Consider the following 20193-nt stretch of genomic DNA (forward strand, 5'->3'; position numbering starts at 1 on the left):
CCCGAAGCCGCTAATCTAGTGTTATGTGCGCGCGCTTCACCCTCGCCGTTCCGGACTTTGCGACCCTCATCGCACTGCTCGAGTCGTCCTCCTCTGGCGCGGGCCGAGCAGGCGGCGGCCCGGCTCGGTCGATTGCCGCTGATCCGGAGATAGCGGCAAGGTTTCGGCCTCGTTTCAACATCGCACCTGCGACCGTCCACCCGGTGCTGCGCGCGCGGGACGGCCGGCGCGCGCTGGTGGCGGCGACCTGGGGCTTCGTGGGGCGTTTCGCCAGGGGCGGCGCCGGGCCTGCGCTCCTGGCCAACGCGCGCGCCGAGAGCGCGCGGGCGAAGCCGACGTTCCGCGAGGCGTTCGCGGCGCGCCGCTGTGTGGTGCCGGCGGACGGCTTCTACGAGTGGACCGGACCCAAGGGCGCGCGGCGGCCCACCTGGTTCCACCCTGCGGACGGCGGGCTGCTCCGCCTGGCGGGGCTGTACCAGCCGGCGAAGGACCTCGACACGGGGGAGCCCGACCTCCGGTTCACGATCCTGACCACCGAGGCGAACGCCGACGTCGCGCCGATCCACGACCGCATGCCGGTCCTGCTGGGCCCCGGGGACGTGGACCTCTGGCTCGGCGTCGGCGACGGAGCGGACGCGGATCGGGCCGAGGCGCTGCTCCGGCCGGCGCCTCGCGGCGCCCTCGCGGCGCGCGCCGTCTCGCCGCGGGTCAACTCGGTCGCGCACGACGACCCCGCCCTGCTCCAGGAACTCGCGGCGGAGGCCGCTGCTCCGAAGGCCGCTGCCCCGAAGGCCGGCGGCACGCTTCCGCTGTTCGATCTCGATGGCGGCGCGAGGCCCGCCATCCCCTCCGGCCGGACCTCGCGCCGCTGATCTACGGCAACGTGCGTTGATGTGCGCTGGCTGGCTTGCGATGGTCAGCGGGCGGAGGCGCTGCTCGCGCGACCGCCCTTGCGGCCTGTGCGGCTGGTCTTCGCCGGTCGGCTCGGCTTGCGCGCGGGCGCGGCTCGCCCGGTCTTCGCGGGCGCCGTGGCCGCTGTCTTCTTCCGTCCGGTCGCGGTGGTGCGGCGCCCCTTCTGCGCGGCCCGCGCCGGTTCGGCGCGCTGCGTCGACGCGCGCTTCGCGGGTGGACGCTTGGCCGCCGCCTTGCGCGCCGACGGCTTCGCCGTGCGCGCGCGGCGGCCGGCGGTGGCGGCGGGCATGCTCTTCGCGACGTTCCGAGCGAGGAGCGCCTCCACGTCGCTCTCGCGCACCTGGCCGAAGCGCGCCTCCAGGCGGCTGCCGAGCTCCTCGAGGCGCGCGGCGCCCATGGCGCTCTCGACCTGGGGGAAGAGCTCCTTCTCCTCCTCCTCGACGTGGTGCTGCACGAGCTCCTTCAGCACGCCGAGCCTGGCGTGAAAGGTTTCGTCACCCGGCTCGGTGCTGAGCAATTTCTGCAACATGACGTCGACGAGCGCGTGCTCCTCGTACGAGGTCGGGATCAGGGGGGAGGCGCCGAGCGCCTCCCGGCTCTCGGGGTAGAAGAGCTCCTCCTCGATGGCCGAGTGGCTCACGAGGGTCGCCACGAGCTCGTCGCGGAGCGCGCTGATCTCGTCGCTGTCAGCCTGCGACATGCGCTCGAAGAGCTCTTCGACTTCCTGGTGATGCTCCTTCAATAGGTCGGTCGCCTTCATGCGGGGACTCCTCTCACGGAAAGATGAAGCGCCGTCGAGGCGCTTGGCCTGTGCGGCCTGCGGGTTTGCGCGAAGCATGCCAGGCGAAATGGGCGCGCGAAGCGAGCGCACGACGCGCACGCGCGGGCGCGGGCGTACGTCGTTTGGCCAACCCGCGCGGGGGCGTCGCGGCGCGCGACGCGGGGCGTGCTGCCCCGCAGCGAGGCATCATGGCGCCGCTGGAGCGTGATCGCGCGCGGCCTGCGCGATGTCGCGGACGCCTTCGCCCGCGCAGGGCGCCGGCGCGCCGCCGGGCGCCGTCAGCGGGCTTTCGTCGGCTCGCAGGCGCGGGCGCAGGTCGATCGCGCGGGCCTCAGTTCGCGCCCCATACGTTGAGCACGGCCGCCGTTTCCGCGTCGATCGTGGCCGGCTCCCGTTGCGCCGCGGGCGCGCGCACGGACAGGTCGAACGTCACGGTACGCCGGAAGAGCGACACGGTGGCGAGGGGCATCACCTCGCGACGGTTGAAGGCGCAGGTCGGGTCCACGTCGAGGTCGCAGAGATAGGGGGGAACGCCGAGTCGACCCGAAAGCACGAGGTTGCCCCACCGGGTGGAGTAACGATCGCCGAGGGCGGCGATCTGGGGGCCGCGCTCGACGCCCTCGAGGCCGGAGGCGACCGCCGCCAGATCCTTCCCGAGCGGTTTGCGGGCGAACGAGAGGCCGAGGGCGGCGATCGCCGTGCGCGCGACGTCGATGATCTCGGTCGGGGCAGCGACGCGCTGGCCGGCGTACAGATCACCGGGAAAGTGGACATAAAGCGGGAGCGTCAGGACGGGCTCCTGGAGCTCCATGCCCTCGCCGTAGAGCACGGCGTCGGAGCGCCCGCTGGCCAGATCGCCGGTCACGATGAAGAGGGTCTCGTCCCACAGGCCGGCGGCCTTGAGGGTCCCGATGAGGTTGCCGAGGGCGCGGTCCTGGCCGGCGAGGGCGATGGAGAAGAGGTCGCGGATCCGGTCGCGATCCTCGGGGCTGAGCACATCGCGGCGCCGGTTCCTCAGCCTGGCCAGCACCTGGGCGGCGCGGCGCGGCTCGACGGGGCCGGCGTACTCGGCGGGCTTGAGGGCGTTCAGCTCCTTCGGGGTGACCTCCCAGGGCGGATGGCCGCCGCGCGCGTGGACGAACGCGAGGAGGCGGTTGGAAGCGTCCTGGCGGACGGTCTCGCTGATCCAGGTGGCGGCGGCGTCGATCGGGGTGGTGGCTGGCTCGCCGCTCGTCGGGGGGTGCTCGAGGACCCGGGACCAGCCGGGTCCGAAGCCGAACGCCCGGAACGTGGTGGGGACGCCGGTGAAGAACCCGGTGCGGATGCTGCTGTCGCTCGCGATGGCGCCGATGGTGGTGACGTGGGCGGGGAGGCGGGCCCCGGTGTCGGCGACGGTGTGGGCCGGCGGCGGAAGACCGGTGAGCAGCGACGCCGCCACGGCGGACACGACCGTGCTCGGCCCGCGGTGGTGATCGAACGTCGTCGCCGACGTCGCGAGCTCCGAGAGCGTGGCGAGGTGCGGCTCCGGACGACCGCTCCAGGGGGGCAGATCGGGCCGCTCGACCCCGTTCAGGGCGACGATCACGACGGCGCGCGCTGCGGGCACGGACGGAGGCGGCTCCGGCGATCCGGCGAGGACGGGGTCGCCGAAGAGGATGCGTCCGCCGCGGGCCGCGGCGGCGGCGCGGAGCTCGAGGGAGATGAGGGACCCGGCGAAGGGCGCGAGCGGCAGCTCGACGTCGGTCCAGGTCGCCTTGTCGCCGCCCTCGACGTGGACGCGATGGATCACGAGGGGCTCCTGGCCGTCGCGGAGGACGCGGATCTCGGCGTCGCCTTCTCCCGAGCCCAGCGCGCCGATGGAGGTGTGGAGGCGGGTCACCCTGGAAGGGCGAAAGGCGCAGCGGACCGCGCCCGGCGCGCGCAGCGCGATGGACCGGTGGGGGACGCCCGACAGCGCGGCGGCGGGCGCGACGACGTCGCGCAGGGTCGGGGGGCCGTACGTGGCCGGGTCCTCGTCCGGGATGCCCACGCGCACCCAGTCGACGTCGGCGAACGACTCCCCCTCGCGGAGCCGGCCGGAGAACTGGAGCGTGAGGGTGTGCAGGCCGGGGTCGGCGGGGAGCGTGGTGGTCGGGGTCGAGGCGATGCGGATCTGGTCGCGCTGGAGGCGGAGCGTTCCGAGCAGCTGGTCGTCCAGGGAGACGGTGGCGTACTTGGAGGTGAGCCCGACGGCCCGGGCGGACACGAAGATGGGGCTCGCGGACGGCAGAACGAACGTGAGCTTGATCTGTCGCTCCGAGATCCGCGCCCAGGTGGATCCATCGTGCTCGACCGCCTGGATGCCGGTGGGCACGGTCCCTTGCCACGCGAAGCGGCCGAGGAGCGCGCCCGCGCCGGTATCGAACAGGAGCCCTCGGTGCTCGAGATCGCAGCTCGGCAGCTCGTCGATGAGGTGCACGACGTCGCGCGCCGGCGGCGGAGGCGTCGCCCGCGGGCTCGCGGACGCTGCGGCCGGGGCGCCGGAAGGCAGATCGCGGGTCGACGTCTCGCACCCGGTGCAACCGGAGAGGAGCGCGGCCGCGGCGGAGGCGAGCGTGAGCGCGAAGGAGGGATGGCGGGTTCGGATCACGCGGGCGCGCACGGGGCGTCCTCTACCACGAGCGGGGTGCCCTGCCTGTGGCTGGGCACCCCGGGGCGAGCGCCGGCTTCTCGATTGCCTGGGGGAGCGCTCGTGGCGCGCTCAGCGGCGCCACGGCGGCGCGACGCGGAGCCGGGTGAGGCGGCCGGCCTTGACGACCGCGAAGCGCACGCGCTCCTCGTCCCGGAGCTTCGCCCGGATCTCGTAGGCGCCGTCCTTGGGCGCGAGCGGCAGCTTGACGCTGCCGGTGCCGACCTTCCGCCCGTCCACGAAGAGCGTGTCGCCCGCGCCGGCGATCACCTCCAGCATGCCCTGCCCCTCGGGCACCTTGTGCTCGGCGGCCAGCGGCAGATCCTCGGGGAGCACGGGGTTCGATGTCGTCTCGCCGATCGGCCCGGCGGCAGCCGGCGCCGGCGTGGCGACGACCGCCGCCGCGACCACGCTCGACGAGCCGGCGGCGGCGGGCACAGCGCCGGGCGGGGCAGCGGTCGCGGGCTCCGCGGCCGGCGGGCTCGGCTGGTCGGAGGGCGGCGAGGCAGCCTGCAGCTCGTGATCGCGCGACAACCGCGCGGCCACCGCGAAGACGAACGCCGCCACCGCGAAGAGGACCCACATCGTCATGCGGTTGTCGCGGGCGGGCGGCTGCGGCGTCGGCACGTAGGCCGACGGCCGGCGCACGCGGCGCGGCGTGGGCGACTCGTCGATGGCGGGCGCCGGGGCGGGGGCCGCGAGCCGCGCGGCGGGCGGCGCCGCGGGGACCCTGAGCGCGGCGGGCGCAGGCGCCTCGACGACCGGCGGCGGCGGGAGCGAGCCCAGCGTCAGCAGCCGCTCGGGCTTCGGGTACTCCAGCGCGGGCAGCGTGGCCTCCGGCCTGCGGGGCGCGGGCGCCACGCCGGGCACGGCCGGCGTCACGCCCGCCAGCAGAGCAGCGTCCACCTGGGGGCTCCGCGCCGCGCGCACGCTGACCACATCGCCTTGAAGCTCGGCGAGATCGCTCGGAACCCGTGCGTTGACCAGCGCGCTGGAGAGCGCCGTCGCCTCCTCCTCGCGCGCGCTCGCGAACGCCGTGTCCTCGTCCTCGCCGTCCACGGACAGCACGTGGACAGACATGGCCGAGCCCGGCCCCGACACCGCCGAGCTCGGCGCAGCCGAGCCGCGCGCCGGCATGGCCGATCGCGGCGCCACCGAGCCGGGCACCACCGTGAGCTGGTCGTCGGTGAGCTCGACCGAGGCGCGCGACGACGCGGCGGCGGCGTCGCCGGCGAGCTCCGGCGGCAGCGCCGCGACCGGGGCGGCCCGCTCCGGGACGCGCCGCACGCCGCGGAGCGTCTCCTCCTCGTAGGCCACGGCGGGGGCGAGCAGGTCCTCTCCCTCGCGGCTGATCACCCTGCGCACGCCGCCGCGCGCCGCGACGTCGTTCAGCACGTCCTCGACGAGGCCCGCGGCGAACTCCCCCGAGGTGATGACCGATCGCGGCGACGTCCCGCGGGCGAGCGCTCTCAGGAGCGAGCGCGCCGGCTCGGGCGTCGCGTCGGCGGTCGCGCCCATCCCCTCCAGGTCGAGGACGACGCGCTCGACCTGCATCAACGGCGGCCCGTGGAACAGCCGCTGGGCGGCCCGGGCCGCCGCGATCGCGGGCAGGAGCTGCTCCGCGAGCGTCCCCTCGAACCCGGGGCGCGGCGGCGCCGCGAGCTCGCTCTCCGGCAGAGGCTCCACCACGAAGCGGCCGGAGCCGACGCCGAGGAGCGCCGCGAGCACGGAGGGGCCGCGGTGGAACGTCCCGTCCTGCGCCGTCCGGGTCGCGCCGGCGGGGCGGCCGTCCTTGAGCAGCACCTCGTACAGGAACGCGGCGTCCCGGACCGACACGAGCGCGTCGGGCCGGCGCGCGCACGAGAGCGACAGCAGCGTCCGCGCCGTCATGCCGTCGAGCCGCCCGCGGACCTCGCCGCCCGTCGCGATGCGCTCGGCGACGCGCCGCCTGCCCCGCAGGACCTCGTGCACCCGCTGCACGAAGGCCGCGGCGCTCTCCTCCTTGCGGAGGTAGCCGTCGGCCTGGGCGCCGAGCTCGCGGAGCCGCTGGAGCAGGTCCTCCTTCCAGGAGAGCAGGATGACCGGCACGTCGCGCAGCGCGACGTCGCGCTTGAGCGCGCGGCAGAGGGCGAAGCCGTCGAGCCGCGGCATCAGCACGTCGCTCACGACAAGGTCCGGCGTCGTCTGGTACGCGAGGTCGAGCGCCCGCGCGCCGTCGTGCGCCTCGTGCACGTTCGCGCCTGCGGCCCGGAGCACGCCGGCGAGGAACCACGTCACCGCCGGATCGTCGTCCGCCACCACGATGTCGAGCGCGTCGAGCCCCGCGTCGCCCGGCGCCGCGCTCGATGCGATCGACGCGCTGATCGTGCGCGCCGGCGACTTCGCGCGGATCTCGCTGTGCAGCCGCGAGCGCTCGCCCTCGGGCGCGCTCGGCGCGATCATCCACGGGGCGAGCGGCAGCGCGCCCTCCGGCCCGTTCGGCGAGAACCGCACGCCGCCCTGCGAGCGGATCGTCACGAGATCGCGGATGCGCGCCACCGCGCCCCAGAGCGCCGCGAGGACCTCGGCGCCGTCGCCGAGATCGACGTGCTCCCCGCGGCTCCTCGGCTCGGCGGCGTCGCAGAGGCCGCGGCGAAGCTCCTCGGCGAGGCGCGCCCCGAGCTCGTCGAGGTTGACGGCCCCGAGCGGCCCGCGCGCGGCGCGCGCGGTCTCAGCGCGCACGCAGGCCACCGCTGCCTCCGCGGCGGCGCGCCGGAGCGCGTCCGGCGACACGGGCTTCGGCAGCGCGCGCGCGGCGCCGAGCGCCACGTAGGGAGCCGCGTCCTCGGGCCGCGCGAAGCGGCCGACGGCGACGACGGGGACCAGGTCGGTCAGCGGATCGGCGGCCAGCGCCTCCGCCAGCCCGCGCGCGCCCGGCATGTCCGCGTCGAGCAGGACCAGATCCGGAGCGAAGGCCCGCGCGAGATCGATCGCCGTCTCCACGTCGTCGGTCCGCTCGACCTCGAACGACGGCCCGACGTCGGCGCTCGCCGAGTCGAACGCCTCGGCGAGCGGCGCGGCGCCCACGACGAGGACCGTGATCGGCGCGTCGATCGACGCGACCGGCGCGGCCTCGGGCGCCTCGGCGGGGGGCGCCTGCTCCGCGCCGCGCGTCGAGGACGCGCGCGCTTCCTCTTCCTCCTCGAGCGAGAGCGGCTCGGCGGCGAGCGCGCGGCCGTTGCTCACGCCCGCGATCCACGTCGTGGCCTGGCCCTTGGCCACACCCGCGCCATCCGGCCGCGCGCTGGCGCTGCGTGCGTTCGGCTGATCCGCGGCAGCGCGCGCGCGGGGCGGCGCCGACGCCTGCTCACCCATGGCCGACTGCCCCCAGGCCAGGGCGGGCAGCTCCTCGAGCAGCTTCCGGAGGGCCGCCGCGGCCTCGCCGCTGAGCCGCGCGCCGTTCGCGGCGACGAGCTGCGACTCCCCTTCGGCGAGCCGCTCGGCGACCCGCACGAAGCGCAGGAGGCGCGCCCCCGCGCCGAGCGAGTGCAGGCGCCGCTTCAGCTCCTCGACGAGCCGCGGCGCATCGCCGTCTGCCTCGATCCGCCGGACCATCTCGCGGAGCTCCGCCACGCGGCGACCCAGGTTCGCCACGAACTCGGCGCGCGCTCCGCCCAGCCGCTCGTGCCGAGCCTCGCTCGCTGGATTGCTGCGCGGCCCCGCGTGCTCCACTGCCGTCGATCCTACGCCCATTGGCGGTCCCGTATCACAGGAGGATCGGACACCCGAACTTCTCGGCGATCGCGCCCCCGCGCCCGTGGCTCCCGGCCGCGCGCCGGCGCCCCAAGGTCACCTCACGGCGGCCCCAGCTCGGCGGCGATCTGCTCCCGGACCCATGCGCCGGCGGCGCGCGTGCCGAGCGTGCCGCCCACATCGACCGTGCACATCCCCTGGTCGAGCGCCAGGGAGACCCAGCGCTCGATGCGGCGCTCTTCCTCGGGCCACCCGAGGTGAGCGAGCAGCAGCCCCGCGGTGAGCATCGCCGCGAACGGGTTCGCGATGTCCTTGCCGGCGAGCGGCGGCGCCGACCCGTGCACCGGCTCGAACAGCGCGACCCGCGCCGGATCGGACGCGTGCACGTTCGCGCTCGCCGCCATGCCGAGCCCCCCCTGCAGCGCCGCGCCGAGATCGGTCACGATGTCGCCAAACAGGTTGTTCGTCACGATCACCTGGAATTGCGCGGGATCCTGGATGACGTACAGGCAGAGGGCGTCCACGTAGACGTGGTTCGACTGGATCTCCGGATACTGGGCGCGCACCTCGTGGAAGACGCGCAGCCAGAGCTCGTGCGCGTGCCGCATCGCGTTCGACTTGTCCGCCATCGTGACCCGCGTCCGGCCGTTCGCGCGCGCGTAGTCGAACGCCGCGCGGATGATCCGCTCGACGCCCTTCCTCGTATTTACGTCCTCATTGATCGCGACCTCGTCGGGGGTGCCGCGTTTGAACTGCCCGCCCATCCCGACGTAGATCCCCTCGGTGTTCTCGCGGAACACCACGAAGTCGATGTCCTTCGCCGTGCGGCCTTTGAGCGGCACCAGCCGGTCCGACAGCGCGCGGACGGGCCTCACATTGGCGTAGAGGTCGTAGCCGAAGCGCATGCCGAAGAGGATGTCGCGCGCGTGCTCCAGGTTGGGCACACGGGGATCACCCAGGGCGCCGAGCAGCACCGCCGAGCACTCGCGCTGGATGGCGATCTGGATCTGGTTCGGGAAGGTCGTCCCGTCGCGCAGGTACCGGTCGGCGCCGAGATCGAGCTCCCAGAGGTCGATCGGCAGCCCTGCCCGCTCCTGATAGAGCTCGAGCAGGAGCTTCGCCTCGGCGATGACGGACGGGCCGATGCCGTCACCGCCGATGATCGCGATTTTCTTCTTCTTTTTGGCTGCCACGAGGTCGCGCTCCCGGTCAGCCGAGCGCGCGTTCGACCGGCACGTACTCCAGCCGGTGGGCCGCTGCGACGGGGCCGTAGGTCACGTGGCCGCCGTGGGTATTGATGCCGAGGGCGACGGACCTGTCGGCCTTGGCCGCGGCGACGATGCCCTGGTTGGCGATCGCCACCGCGTAGCCGATCGTCGTGTTCGTGAGCGCCCAGGTGCTCGTGTGCGAGACCGCGCCCGGCATGTTGGCGACGCAGTAGTGAACGACCCCGTGCACCTCGTAGGTCGGGTTGTCGTGGGTCGTCGGGCGGCAGGTCGCGATGCACCCGCCCTGATCCACGGCGACGTCGACGACGACCGTCCCTCTCTCCATGCGGCGGATGTGCTCCTCGGTCACGAGCTGGGGCGCCTTGGCGCCGGGCACGAGCACCGCGCCGACCACGAGATCGGCGCGCTCGCACATCATCTCGATGTTCTCCGCGTTGGAGTAGAGCGTCTCGATCGCGCCCCCGAACACGTCTTCGAGGTAGCTCATCGTCTCGGCGCGGACATCGAGCACGGTGACCTGCGCCCCCATCCCGACCGCGATGGTCGCTGCGTTCCGGCCGACCACGCCGCCGCCGAGGATCGCCACGCGGCCGCGCCGCGTCCCCGGCACGCCGCCGAGGAGCACGCCCTTGCCGCCCCGCTCTTTCTCCAGGCACGAGGCGCCGACCTGAACGGCCATCCTGCCGGCCACCTCGCTCATGGGCCGCAGCAGCGGCAGCGAGCCGTCCTCGTGCTGGATGGTCTCGTACGCGATGCCTGTCACGCCTCGCTTGGCGAGCTCCCGCGTGAGATCCGGCTCGGCGGCCAGGTGCAGGTAGGTATAGAGGAGGAGACCCTGGCGAAAGTGGCCGTACTCGGCGGGGAGCGGCTCCTTCACCTTCACGACCATGTCGGCGCTCCACGCTTCCGCTGCCGACCTCGCGATGAGGGCGCCCGCGCGTCCGTAGGCTTCGTCGGAGATCCCGCTGCCTTCGCCGGCGCCGGACTCCACGAGGACCTTGTGCCCGTGCCCGACCAGGGCCCGGACTCCCGCGGGCGTCATGCCGACGCGGTACTCACGTGTCTTGATCTCCTTGGGGACTCCGATAAGCACGATCGCGCTCCTCTCCTCGCCGAACTGCTGAAGCGAGGCGTGTGCGACGATAGCAGAAACCTGCCCTCGCAACGCCGTGAGCCACCGAGTCAAACGCCGGTTTCCGAGGCGAGAAACCCGGAAGATCCGTTCTGAAGCTACGTTTTCGTCGGCTGGTCACACGCCCGCGGCGGCCTCGAGCGCGGCGCGGACGAGCAGCGTGATCTGTCCCGGCGAGGCGAGATCGAGCGGCCCCATCATGGCCTCTGCGTCGAGCAGCAGGAGCTCCAGAGCCTCGCAGTGCGCTGCCAGCGCGTCCTCACCGCCGTCGCCGAGCCGGACGACCGCGGCCGCGCCGTGCAGAGCGAGCGGCCAGGCTGGCGCGAAGCTCTCCTCGATGGGGAGGCCGACCAGCGCGAGCTCGACGCCGTCGCCGAGCCGGATCACGCCGAGCGGCCTCGGGATCGCCGCCTGCGGCGGAGGCTCGGCGGGGACGATGGCGTCTCCGATGCGGCGGACCGCATGAGAGAGCGTCGCCATGCGGCGCGTGCTTGCGGCGATGACGAGGTGGGGCGGCGAGGCGAAGCCGGGCCGGGCCAGACGGGTCACCAGGGACCGGAGGACCGGAAGGTGCTCCGACGGCGCGAACGGCGTCGTGAGGTCGGCGAGCGAGATGCGGCGGATCTTCCCGGAGGCCGTGAGCTCCATCAGGACCTCGAGGATCAGGAGATCCGGCCCGCTGATCTCGTCGAGCAGCTCGTCGAGGTTGTGCGGCATCTGGAGCAGCGCCGCCAGCTTCTCGGCCACGGCCGCGCGCTCCGCCGGCTCCCCGACGGGCGCCGGCGGTGAGGTCGTCGGGGTGCGCAGCGCCTCGAGCCTGAACGCGGCCGGCTCCGCGGCGCGGAGCGTGGGCGGCGGCGGCATCGACCCGCCGCGGTTGCCCTTCACGTCGCTGGCCGGCATCGGCGGGGCGGTGAAGTCGGGCAGCGAGGTCATGGCGCTCGCCAGGGGCGCGGCGCTCCCTCGGTCCGCCGCGGCGCTGTCGCCGAAGGTCGCGTCGACGCTGAACGTCTCGTGGTCCGGGAGCGGGGACAGGTCGAGATCGTCGCTCGCGGGCTCGGTCACCAGGAAGGCCTCACCGGCCGGCGCGAGCTCGGATCGCCGGCGCTGGACCTCGTCGACCTGGCGGAGCGCTTCCATCAGGAGGCGCGAGGTCGGCGCCATGATGCGGCGCGCGCTCGCCGGTTCGCCGGGTGAGAACGCGAAGTGTCCGTCCCGCTCGCCGAGCAGCCGGTAAAGCGCCTTCTCCCCCTCGAGGCGGCGGTAGACGGCATCGATCACCTCCCCCGCCGAGAGCCGCAGCTCCCCTGCCCCGGTCGGCGTGGTGATGCCGAGGATGCCGCTCCGGCGGTTCATCGCGAGCAGCTGGAGCAGGTCGACGAGCGGGACCTGCTGGAGGTCGCCGCGGATCTCCTGCGGCACCGTCGGCTTGGAGCCGCGCGGCGACGCCTCGGTGATCCGCGAGACGATGTGATCGACGTCGCCCCGCAGGACCTCGTCGAGGCCCAGATCGCCCTCGGCGCCGTCGACGAGGAAGAGGATCGGGGTATCGGCGAGGTCGGGGACGGCGGCAAACGCGTCCGCGAGCGCGTTGTCCTCGTCGAGCGCCCTGGCGGCGAGCACGACGTCGGGCCGGCGCTTGAACGCCTGCTCCACGGCTTCGAACGCGCCGTTCGCGTTGGTCACGGTGAGACCACGCGCCCTGAGCGCCGACGCGAGCGCGCCGAGCGCGTCCACGTCCGAATCAACCAACAGCACCCTGCGAGACACTGGATCGGCGCCCTCCGAGTCAGCCGAAGACCCGCAGCCCGGCCGCGCGGCCGAGCCGCTCGGCGAGGAAGTCCGCGAGCAGCGGATCGGCGGCATGGATACCCTTCACGAACCCCCCCTGATTACGCCCTACCAGGGCATACGCGCCGTGCTCCGCGAGGACACAGAGCGCCTCGATGTCGTCGCACCCTGGCGAGGATCGGAGGTCGACGGTGTGCACCACCACGTCGTCGCGCGGCGAGGCCAGCTGCGCCTTGACCTGCGCTCCCAGGCTCAGCCCGTCGTGGTGAGCGACCAGCAGGAACACGGCGCCCCCGCGGAGCGCGTTCCTGACGACCGACGTCGCGAGCAGAATCGTATCGGACACCGACAGATCGAGCGCGCGGGGCGCCGAGATCGCGGAAGCTCCGCCGGCCGCGGGGGACTCCCGGACGAGGAGGCTGACGATCTCGCCGATGCTCCGCCGGTCCTGAGGGACGCGGTGGACGATCGAGGACTTGGTGGCGTCGGCGCGCCGCCGGGCGATGCGGAGCAGCTGAGCGAGGCTCTGGCCGTCCTGGGGGAAAGTGGCGACCCCGACGAGCAGGCCCTTCGGCAGGTACCCGGCCCGCTTCTCGCTCTCGGCGACGTGGGACAGCATCCGTCGATGGCAGGCGTGGGCCTCCAGGGCGGCCGTCTCGGGCATGAGCAGGTGGAACTCGTTCTCGTCGACGCGGGCCAGGATGTCGGTGTCGCGCACGGCGCGGAGCAGGTGCTCGACGACCTGACCCGGGTTGTGCGTGTTCGCAGGGGGCGCCGGCGTGGTCCTCCAAAAGGCGAGGTCGCCTGGGCGCTCCGGTGCGGCTGCTGCATCCGGCTCGATCACGATGGTCGCGATCGTGAACCGGCGGCCGTACCGTCTGGCCTTGTCGATCTCCCGGCCGGCGACGTCGACGTAGTAGGCAAACGAGTAGGCGCTCGACGCCGGATCCTTCATCGCGGCGCCGCCTGTCGAGCGTTCGCGCTCGCCGAGGAGGGCAAGCGCCGTCGTCGCCTGCGTGGCGAGCAGCTTGACGAGGCCGTCGAGGAGCGGGGCGCGCCGCGGGGTCGAGGCCGCGCTGTCCGGGCGCCTGACCGAGGGGAACGCGGAGCTGCGGCCGGGCTCCTTCTGGAGGAGGAGATGCCCTGCGGCGAGCTTGCGGAGCGCCAGCGGGACGACGATGAGCTGCTCGCGCCGGGCGAAATCGAGGATGTCGGTCTCGGTCCCGTAGGCGGGCGCGCGGTCGAGCGGCCCCATCGCCGCGGAGCGGACCAGCTCGCTGGAGCGTTCTCCGGCGGCCAGGTAGACGGCGGCCGCCGCCGCGCCCGTCGCCTCGACGAACACCTCGGCGAGCTGCTGAGCCGCCGCGTTGCGGTCGCGCGCATCGGCGAGCTCGGCCACGCGGGCGATCCACCCGGCAGCGCGCGCGCTGCGCGCGGCTTCCTGCTCGAGCTGCATCCGGAGAGCCCGCTCGGCGAAGCGCAGGCGCACCGAGCCGACGGCGTTCAGCACCTCGTCCCCACCGAGCGGCAGCAGGAAGAGCCCGGCGCCGCCGAGCGCGACCGCATGGGCGCCCGCCTCGAGCTCCGCCCTCGTCGCCAGCGCGAAGACGGTGGCCTCGGACGCGAGGGCTTTCAGGTGGTGGACCATGGCGAGGCCGGCCCCGTCCCCGAGCCCGACATCGATGAAGGCGACGTCGGGCGCGGCGGTCTCGGCGAGGACGATCCCCTCGGCGAGATCGCCGGCGAGCATCAGCTCATCGGACGTGATGACCCGCGAGAACAGCGTGCGGGTCGCCTCGTCGGCGATGACGGCGAGCACCTTGAGCGAGAACTCGTGGGCCGGCGCCCGGCCAGGACTCCAGACCCCCTCGAGCGAGGCGGTCACGCGATCACCACCTCGCCCGAGAACGCCCGGCGCGCCGGGCCTTGCATGAGCAGCTCCAGGGATCCGGGGGCGACGGTGATGCGCAGCGAGCCGCCCGGCAGCGCCAGGCGGAGAGGTGCTCCGTACGGCGCGCGGCCCTGGGCGCACGCCGCGGCCGCCACGGCGCAGGCGCCCGTGCCGCACGCCAGCGTGCGGCCCACCCCGCGCTCCCAGACGGTCACGTCGATGCGCGCGGCCTCGCCCTGGTCGGCCGGTCGAACGCGGCAGAACTCGACGTTGATGCCCTCGGCCGGCGTGGTCGCGACGATGGGCCCGAGCTCGTCGATCGCGTCCTCCGTGTAGGGATCGAACGTCACCGCGTGCGGGTTGCCGACGTCGACGCAGGCGAACCGGTGCTCCGCGCCGAGCGCTGTGACGACGAGCGTCTCGCCCATGCGGGCCCGGCCCATGCCGACGAGCACGTCGAAGCGATCGCCCGCCCGTGTGACCTCGCACCGCTTGTCACCGGCGTCGGTCGCGATGGTGAGCGCCTTCTGGGGGGTCCCCCGGGAGACGAGGTAGGCCGCGACGCAGCGGATCCCGTTGCCGCACATCTCGGGGCGGCTCCCGTCGGCGTTCCAGACCTGCATGCGCGGCTGCTCGCGATCGATCACGAGCACGCCGTCGGCGCCGATGCCGAACCGCCTGTCGCAGAGGCGCCGCGCCGCCTCGGCGGTCATCGGGACCGCCTCGACCAGGATGAAGTCGTTGCCAAGACCTTCCCACTTCTCGAACCGGACGACGTTTTCCTTCATCGCTTCGCCTCGGCGAGCCGCTTTCGCGCCTCGGCTTCCTTGAGCCCGCGGACGGCGACGACCTTGCTCCTGCCGCTCGCGCCGAGGGCGATCTGGACATCGCTCTGGCGCACGTCGAGCGCGCGCGAGAGCAGCTTGACGAGCTCCGCGTTGGCGGCGCCCTCCACGGGCGGCGCGGTCAACGACACGTCGAGCGCGCCCTCGCGCACCCCGACGATGGCCGAGCGCGACGACTTCGGGCGCACCTGGACCGAGATGCGGACGCCTTCGGCGCGCTCGGTGATCGCGAGGCGACTCCACTCGCCGACGGCGCCGCTCTCCTCGGGTTTGCTCATCTGGCCGGCGGCATCGTAGCGTATCTGGAGCTCACGCGTGGGTTCCCGCGAGGCGCGGTGATGTCGCTCTTCGGACGGCGCCGGCCATCGCGAATTTGCCGGTCGGCGGCCTGACCCGCTACTCTTTTCGCCCCGGCCGTGGGTCGGCTCGCGCAGTACGATCCGGCAGGTCGACTTGCATCAGCGGCGCTCGTTGTTCGCTGCTGATGTTCATTTCCGCGGTGGAGGCGTTGGACATGACTGATGAAGGAGAAGGGTCCGTGAACGCAACGCCCGGCCTCGCGAGGAGGTTGTGCGCGCTGGCGCTGCTCGCGACGTCGGGTGGCCTGCTCGGGTCTGCATGCGCCGACAACGAGAGCAGCGTGTTCATCCGCATGCGGATGGCAGAGACGGGGGACTGCAGCGTGAGCTGCGGCCCCAGCGAACCGTTCTGGACCGAGGATGCGGTGGACTCGGCCTATGCGGGCAGCCACAGCGCGCTGCTCCTGGTGGGCAACCAGATCGTGGAGCGCGGCGACCCCGACGTCCTCCGGACGGAGACATCCCGCGTCCAGCTCTACGAGGCCGAGGTCCGTGTCGCTGACATCGAGGGCAACGACGTGACGCCGGGCTACGTCGTTCCGATCACCGGCACGGTCGACCCGGGTTCGTCCGGCGACCCGGGCTACAACTGCACCGAGGTCCTCCTGATCGACGGCGCCACGATGGACACCTTGCGCGGGCAGGCCGCGCAGCTCCGGCGCGATATCCAGGTGTGGGCGACGGTGGTGTTGCGCGGCAGGACGCTGGGCGGCCAGGAGGTCGAGACCACGGAGTGGACCTACCCCGTCAGGGTCTGCTTCGCCTGCAGCCGGTGCGTCGACACGTCTCCGCCGGACTGCTGCTACAGCTCCGCGAACGAGGAGTGCGAAGACGCCAAGGAGCTCGAGGGCGCCTGCCCTGGCGCCCGGGGCCCTCAGGACTGTCGTGACCTCGGTCAGCCCTGCGCCGATCACATCGCAAGCTTCGGCCTGTAGAGCGCTCACCGCAGGCCCGAGCCGCCGTCACCGCGCCGGTCTGGCGCGGTGCACGGGGGCTGCTTCGGGCGACGGCCCTTTCGCAGCCTCGAAGAGGTAGACGAACGGAAGGGCGAGCAGCGCGAGATCGAGCTGCGCCGCGAGGACGACCGCGGTCTCCTTCGAGCCGCCGAGCCCGAACCGCCCCTGGGCGAGCAGCCCTGTGCTCATCCCGTAACGCGAGTGGAAGTTGTAGCTGCGTCCACCCCAGAAGATGGCGGCGGCGATCCCTGGCTCCACGCCGCGGGCGTCGTCGCTCCACCGGCCGTAGGCGCCGGTGGAGAGGACCAGAGGGAACGAGTCGTGGATGGGCACGAGCACGGAGACGCCCGCGCCGGTCTGGATCTCATCGAACGCGTGGGTGAGCACCTCGGCGTAGGGACCGACGCCGAAGTCGTCGTTGGCAGCGCGGCCGAACAGGACATCCCCGCGCAGCCCGAGGTGGAAGACCGTGGAGTCCCACAGCTGGCGATCGAGGCCGACGCCGGCAAGGCCAACGGTGACGCCGGCGCTCGCCTGGGGCTCGGCGCGGGCTGTGCCGTGGAGGAGAACGGCTCCGAGGAGCGCGGCAACCAAGGCAGCTGGGCGGCCCGCGGTGGCCATGATGGAGCGATGCTACAGGGCGCTGGCGGGGAGCGCGCCTGAATTCGGCTGCACGGAGCCCCGCCCTGCGTGAGGCTCTCCGGAGTTCATTTTCGGTGCGTCGCGTGCGTCGCGTGCGTCGCGTGCGTCGCGTCCGTCGCGGGTGAGTCCCTCCGTTCGCACCACGCAGCCCGCCCTGCGCGCCCGCTGGCGTTCATGGTAGCGTCCGGGGGCAATGGCGCGACGCACAGTGCAGCTGCGGGTAGGAGGTCAGACCTACCGCGTGGTGACGTCCGCGAGCGACGAAGAGCTCCAGCGGCTCGCCGCGGTCGTCGATCAGAAGCTCGCTACCGTTGTGCCCGCCGGCCGCGCCGTGACTCCCCAGGCCATGTTGCTCGCCGCCATCGCGCTCGCGCACGATCTCGAGCAGGAGCGGACCCGGGCGTCGGTCATCGCGGGGCGCGCGCGGGACGCATTTGGCCGTATCCTGCAGCGGGTCGACGCGGTCCTCGGCGCCGGTCCCGAGTCGCCCTCGTCCAGCGGAGCGAACGACAGCACGCGCTGAGCTGGAGTGCCCGTACCTGGCGGGGTCCCCTCTGAGCGGCCCTGCCGCTGTCTGGAGATGGCATGCCTGCACCCATGGATGAAGCTTTCCAGGCCCTCGACCCCACGCCTGGAGGCATGAACGCCCTTCGCCATCTCCAGGACGAGCTCTCCGAGATGGAGCGCGCCGGCTTGCTTCGCACGCCCCCTGCTGCCCCGGCTTCCGACCGGCTGCTGGTCCTGTGCTCCAACGACTACCTCGGCTACGCCGGGCTCGCCTTGCCTTCCGAGGTCGGGACCGCGAGCGGTGCGGGGGCGTCCCGCCTGGTGAGCGGGACCCACGAGGCCCACCTGATGGCCGAGGGAGAGATCGCCGCCTGGCTGAGCGTGGAAGCGACGTTGCTGTTCTCCTCGGGGTATGCGGCGAACGTCGGCACCGTCGCTGCGCTGGCCAGGCCGGGAGATGTCGTCGTGTCGGACGCGCTGAACCACGCGTCGCTCATCGACGGATGTCGTCTCTCCGGCGCGACCGTCGAGGTGGTGGGCCATGTCGACGTGGAGGCGGTGGAGAGCGCCCTCGTGCGGGCCAGGGGCGCGCGCCGCCGGTGGGTGGTGACCGAATCGCTCTTCAGCATGGATGGCGACACCCCCGACCTCCGCCGCCTCCGTGAGCTCTGCGATCGTCACGATGCCGCGTTGATCGTGGACGAGGCGCACGCCCTCGGTGTCTTCGGACCGCGCGGGGCTGGCCTCTGCGCCGAGGCCGGGGTTCGCCCCGACGTGCTCATTGGCACGCTCGGCAAGTCGCTCGGGCTCCATGGCGCCTTCGTCGCGGGCTCGTCGACCTTGCGAACCTACCTGTGGAACCGCGCCAGGAGCTTCGTTTACTCGACCGGCATCAGCCCTGTGGTGGCGCTCGCTGCGGTGGAGCGGGTCCGCCGCGCCGCCGCGGACGACCCGGCTCGGGCGCGTCTGGCGATGATCACCCACCGGCTTCGCTCTGGTCTGCTGACGCTGGGAGCCGAGCTGCTTCCTGGCTCCTTGGGCCCGATCCTCCCCTGGCTTCTGAAGTCGCCGGGGGCCGCGGTGGAGATGTCTCGGCGCCTCGCGAGCGAGGGCGTCCTCGTCCAGGCGATCCGGCCACCGACGGTGCCGGCGGGTACGTCGCGGCTCCGTATCGTGGCGAACGCGTCACTCTCCGAGTCGGACGTCGAGCGTGCCCTCGCAGGATTCCGGGAGGCGATGCGATGAGGGGACATCCTGTTTCACGTGAAACAGGACGGATCCGGGTCGCCGTGGTCGGAACCGGCACCGGGGTGGGCAAGACGCACGTGTCGATCGCGCTGGTCGCAGCGCTGGCAGCTCGCGGCGACAAGGTCTGCGGCTTGAAGCCCATCGAATCGGGCATCGACGGCACCTCGACGACCGACGCCGAACAGCTGGCGCTCGTCAGCTCGGTCCAGCCCGAGCCAGCCCCCTACCGCTTCGCCGAACCGCTCTCCCCTCACCTGGCAGCGCGCCGTTGCGGACACGCCATCTCGCTGGACGTCGCCACCGCGTGGGTCGACAGGCAGTCCGCTCCCCTCGCGGTCGTGGAGAGCGCCGGCGCGCTCCTCTCCCCGCTCGGACCAGGACTGACGAACGCAGACCTCGTGCGCGCACTCTCGCCCGATGCCGTCGTCTTGGTCGGCCTCGACCGGCTAGGCATCCTTCACGAGGTCGCTTGCTGCACGCTCGCCCTTCGCGCGCTCGCCCCTGGTCTTCCGCCAGCCGTGATCGTGCTGAACCCGCCGACAGTGCCCGATGCATCCACCGGCACGAACGCGGGGGAGCTCGCTGCGCTCGGCATTGCTTCCGGCGCTGTCGTGATGCCGCGCGCCGCTCCAACAGCGCCGGCATCGCTCGCCGCGGCGCAGATCGCCCTGGCGCGCCTCGCCCTTTCGTAGCGAGACGTCGTCACGTTCAAGGGGTGACCAGCCCCGAGGTTGTGAGAAATCAAGCCGAGCTACCGGACCCGAGTACCCGGTCCTGAGCTCCGGCCAGAGAACCCGCTCGGCGGGTTCGCAGGACTTGCGACGGATCGGTGCGCCTCGTCAGGAAGCGCCGGTGACGACGCGACCTCGCTCCAGCACGAGACGGGCGGCCGCCCGCTCCCGGAAGACCTCCGGCTCGTGGGACACCACGACCACCGCGGCGCCCCGCGCCACCTCCGCGTCCACGACCGCGAGCAGCCGCGCCACCCCTGCGCGGTCGAGGCCCGTGGTCGGCTCATCCAGCAGCACCAGCGAAGGCTGGTGCACCAGGGCTCTCGCGAGCGCGATTCGTTGTCGCTGGCCGCGCGAACATGTGCGGAGCGGCCTCAGCGCAAAGCTCCCGAGCTCGAAGCGCTCCTCCGCATGACGCCACGCCTCGTGCGCGTCGAGCCCGTGGAAGCCGGCCGCCAGCTCGACGTTCTGCCGACCGGAGAGGTCCGGGTACGCCAGCGACTCGTGGGACAGCCAGCCGATGGTGCCGCGCGCCGTCCCGACATCGTCGCCCAGCGGCTCGTAGTTCACCGCGCCCGACGTGGGACGGATCACGGTCCCGAGGATCCCGAGTAGCGTCGACTTGCCCGACCCGTTCGCCCCCTCGATGAGCGTCAATCGCCCTGCCTCGATCGTCGCGTTCACCCCACGCAACGCCGCCGTTGCTCCGTAGGTCTTCACGACGCCACGAGCCACCACGCGCTCGATCGTCCTCACAGCGCTCACCTCG

16 protein-coding genes are annotated in these 20193 nt (G+C 73.1%); 5 read left to right on the plus strand and 11 right to left on the minus strand.

Translation table 11 applies throughout. The annotated features are described in order from the left end of the window. Positions 1 to 23: 23 nt before the first annotated feature. A complete protein-coding gene (locus WME73_RS44975; RefSeq protein ID WP_437913566.1) occupies positions 24 to 872 on the plus strand; it encodes an SOS response-associated peptidase in 849 nt (282 codons plus the stop codon). Positions 873 to 916: 44 nt separating this feature from the next. On the opposite strand, the gene WME73_RS44980 is transcribed toward WME73_RS44975, so the two are convergent. From WME73_RS44980 to WME73_RS45020, 9 genes are all read right to left on the minus strand, one after another. After that, positions 917 to 1672 (minus strand): hemerythrin domain-containing protein, encoded by a 756-nt coding sequence (locus WME73_RS44980; protein ID WP_437742415.1) that lies wholly within the window; start codon positions 1670 to 1672, stop codon positions 917 to 919. Between the two features lie 352 nt (positions 1673 to 2024). Then, the gene (locus tag WME73_RS44985) at positions 2025 to 4334 is read right to left on the minus strand and encodes a sulfatase-like hydrolase/transferase (RefSeq protein WP_437742416.1); all 2310 of its coding nucleotides are present in this window, start codon (positions 4332 to 4334) and stop codon (positions 2025 to 2027) included. A 99-nt stretch (positions 4335 to 4433) separates the two neighbouring features. Continuing rightward, positions 4434 to 8093 (minus strand): response regulator, encoded by a 3660-nt coding sequence (locus tag WME73_RS44990; RefSeq protein ID WP_437913567.1) that lies wholly within the window; start codon positions 8091 to 8093, stop codon positions 4434 to 4436. Positions 8094 to 8194: 101 nt separating this feature from the next. Beyond that, entirely contained in the window at positions 8195 to 9286 is a 1092-nt protein-coding gene (locus tag WME73_RS44995) for an isocitrate/isopropylmalate dehydrogenase family protein (RefSeq protein ID WP_437742418.1), read from the minus strand. Between the two features lie 16 nt (positions 9287 to 9302). Further along, the gene (gene ald / locus WME73_RS45000) at positions 9303 to 10415 is read right to left on the minus strand and encodes an alanine dehydrogenase (protein WP_437742419.1); all 1113 of its coding nucleotides are present in this window, start codon (positions 10413 to 10415) and stop codon (positions 9303 to 9305) included. 156 nt (positions 10416 to 10571) lie between these two features. Next, a complete protein-coding gene (locus WME73_RS45005) occupies positions 10572 to 12212 on the minus strand; it encodes a DUF4388 domain-containing protein (RefSeq protein WP_437913568.1) in 1641 nt (546 codons plus the stop codon). A 31-nt stretch (positions 12213 to 12243) separates the two neighbouring features. Beyond that, positions 12244 to 14130, minus strand: coding sequence for a diguanylate cyclase domain-containing protein (locus WME73_RS45010; RefSeq protein ID WP_437913569.1), 1887 nt, complete (start codon positions 14128 to 14130; stop codon positions 12244 to 12246). Then, entirely contained in the window at positions 14127 to 14924 is a 798-nt protein-coding gene (gene dapF, locus WME73_RS45015) for a diaminopimelate epimerase (protein WP_437913570.1), read from the minus strand. Before dapF ends, WME73_RS45010 begins: the two co-directional genes overlap by 4 nt. Further along, positions 14921 to 15259 (minus strand): DUF167 domain-containing protein, encoded by a 339-nt coding sequence (locus tag WME73_RS45020; RefSeq protein WP_437742423.1) that lies wholly within the window; start codon positions 15257 to 15259, stop codon positions 14921 to 14923. Before WME73_RS45020 ends, dapF begins: the two co-directional genes overlap by 4 nt. Positions 15260 to 15519: 260 nt before the next feature. Here WME73_RS45020 and WME73_RS45025 point away from each other — a divergent pair, with 260 nt between their 5' ends. Beyond that, entirely contained in the window at positions 15520 to 16275 is a 756-nt protein-coding gene (locus WME73_RS45025) for a hypothetical protein (protein WP_437742424.1), read from the plus strand. Positions 16276 to 16302: 27 nt separating this feature from the next. On the opposite strand, the gene WME73_RS45030 is transcribed toward WME73_RS45025, so the two are convergent. After that, positions 16303 to 16917 (minus strand): hypothetical protein, encoded by a 615-nt coding sequence (locus WME73_RS45030; protein ID WP_437913571.1) that lies wholly within the window; start codon positions 16915 to 16917, stop codon positions 16303 to 16305. Positions 16918 to 17131: 214 nt separating this feature from the next. Between WME73_RS45030 and zapA the strand changes: the two genes are divergently transcribed. The 3 genes from zapA to bioD all read left to right on the plus strand — a co-directional run bounded on the left by zapA (position 17132) and on the right by bioD (position 19385). Continuing rightward, positions 17132 to 17461 (plus strand): cell division protein ZapA, encoded by a 330-nt coding sequence (zapA, locus tag WME73_RS45035; protein ID WP_012240768.1) that lies wholly within the window; start codon positions 17132 to 17134, stop codon positions 17459 to 17461. Between the two features lie 74 nt (positions 17462 to 17535). Continuing rightward, on the plus strand, positions 17536 to 18690 hold the full coding sequence (locus tag WME73_RS45040) for an aminotransferase class I/II-fold pyridoxal phosphate-dependent enzyme (protein ID WP_437913572.1): 1155 nt from the start codon (positions 17536 to 17538) through the stop codon (positions 18688 to 18690). A 44-nt stretch (positions 18691 to 18734) separates the two neighbouring features. Continuing rightward, the gene (gene bioD, locus WME73_RS45045) at positions 18735 to 19385 is read left to right on the plus strand and encodes an ATP-dependent dethiobiotin synthetase BioD (RefSeq protein ID WP_437913573.1); all 651 of its coding nucleotides are present in this window, start codon (positions 18735 to 18737) and stop codon (positions 19383 to 19385) included. 147 nt (positions 19386 to 19532) lie between these two features. On the opposite strand, the gene WME73_RS45050 is transcribed toward bioD, so the two are convergent. Continuing rightward, positions 19533 to 20180, minus strand: coding sequence for an ATP-binding cassette domain-containing protein (locus tag WME73_RS45050; RefSeq protein WP_437742428.1), 648 nt, complete (start codon positions 20178 to 20180; stop codon positions 19533 to 19535). Positions 20181 to 20193: the final 13 nt, after the last annotated feature.

It is taken from the genome of Sorangium sp. So ce302 (genome assembly GCF_051530145.1).
GTDB classification, from domain to species: domain Bacteria; phylum Myxococcota_A; class Polyangia; order Polyangiales; family Polyangiaceae; genus Sorangium; species Sorangium cellulosum_B.